The sequence below is a fragment of the Treponema sp. R6D11 genome, from assembly GCF_054786075.1.
The window spans coordinates 1-910 of record NZ_BDHD01000497.1 but is presented as its reverse complement, the minus strand read 5'-3'; the positions used below and the strand labels follow the sequence as shown (position 1 = coordinate 910).

The 910-nt window shown below is 33.8% G+C and carries 3 protein-coding genes; 2 read left to right on the top strand and 1 reads right to left on the bottom strand.

The genetic code is table 11. The features are described from left to right. The first annotated feature begins 183 nt into the window (after positions 1-183). Together ACYVTD_RS14235 and ACYVTD_RS14230 are read left to right on the top strand one after the other, a co-directional pair. On the top strand, positions 184-441 hold the full coding sequence (locus tag ACYVTD_RS14235) for a type II toxin-antitoxin system HicA family toxin (RefSeq protein WP_461248380.1): 258 nt from the start codon (positions 184-186) through the stop codon (positions 439-441). Continuing rightward, entirely contained in the window at positions 434-643 is a 210-nt protein-coding gene (locus tag ACYVTD_RS14230; RefSeq protein WP_461248379.1) for a type II toxin-antitoxin system HicB family antitoxin, read from the top strand. Before ACYVTD_RS14235 ends, ACYVTD_RS14230 begins: the two co-directional genes overlap by 8 nt. Positions 644-694: 51 nt before the next feature. On the opposite strand, the gene ACYVTD_RS14225 is transcribed toward ACYVTD_RS14230, so the two are convergent. Next, positions 695-910, bottom strand: a 216-nt coding sequence (locus tag ACYVTD_RS14225) for a hypothetical protein (RefSeq protein ID WP_461248378.1), incomplete at its 5' end; no start/stop codon positions are given.

The window sequence follows — 910 nt, the reverse complement described above, 5'->3', positions numbered from 1 at the left end:
AAATATCAACCGCATCTGTAAAGACATTACCCAAAAAGCACAGTCCGCTTATTTTACGGAAAAACTGGCTGAGGCTGAACACGAGGCGAATAAACCTAATGCTGTATGGCTCGACGAAAATGATTTTTGGAATTTCGATTATTAATACTTTACTTTTGATAAAAATTATCATATTATTATAATATGGGACAGCATGAAAAACTGGTTCAAAGTATTTTATCAGGCCGACAAGATAAATCAATACTGTTTTCCGAAGCTGTATCATTAATGCAAAGGCTTGGATTTTCAATGCGCATAAAAGGAAGTCATCGTATATTTTCTAAGGAAGGTATAGAAGAAATAATTAACCTGCAGCCTGATGGCTCAAAAGCAAAAGCATATCAGGTTAAGCAGATAAGGGATATAATGTTAAAATACCATTTGGGGGCGGAAGATGAATAAATATGAAATTATTATTTATTGGAGCGAAGTTGATAATTCTTACGTTGCGGAGGTACCCGAGCTTGCAGGATGCATGGCAGACGGTAAAACATATTCAGAAGCCTTGGAAAATGCAGAAATAATTATAAACGAATGGCTAGAAACTGCGGAATCTCTTGGCCGTAAAATACCGGAACCCCACGGTAAATTAATGTATGCTTAAAGCTTGTTTTTAGTGTATAAGGGCAAGACTTTTAGTATGTCTGCTTTTTATTTAGCAGCGAGTATTTTCGCTTTTACTATTTCTTATTTGTTCCAAAATATCTACTATAAGTAACTTTTCTAAATTATCAACATTTATCCCAAAAATATTATTTATTTTTTCTTTTGCTTCCAGTTTAGATTCATCTGTCAAACAAAAATCATGTAATGAAGAAATATCAACCGCATCTGTAAAGACATTACCCAAAAAGCACAGTCCGCTTATTTT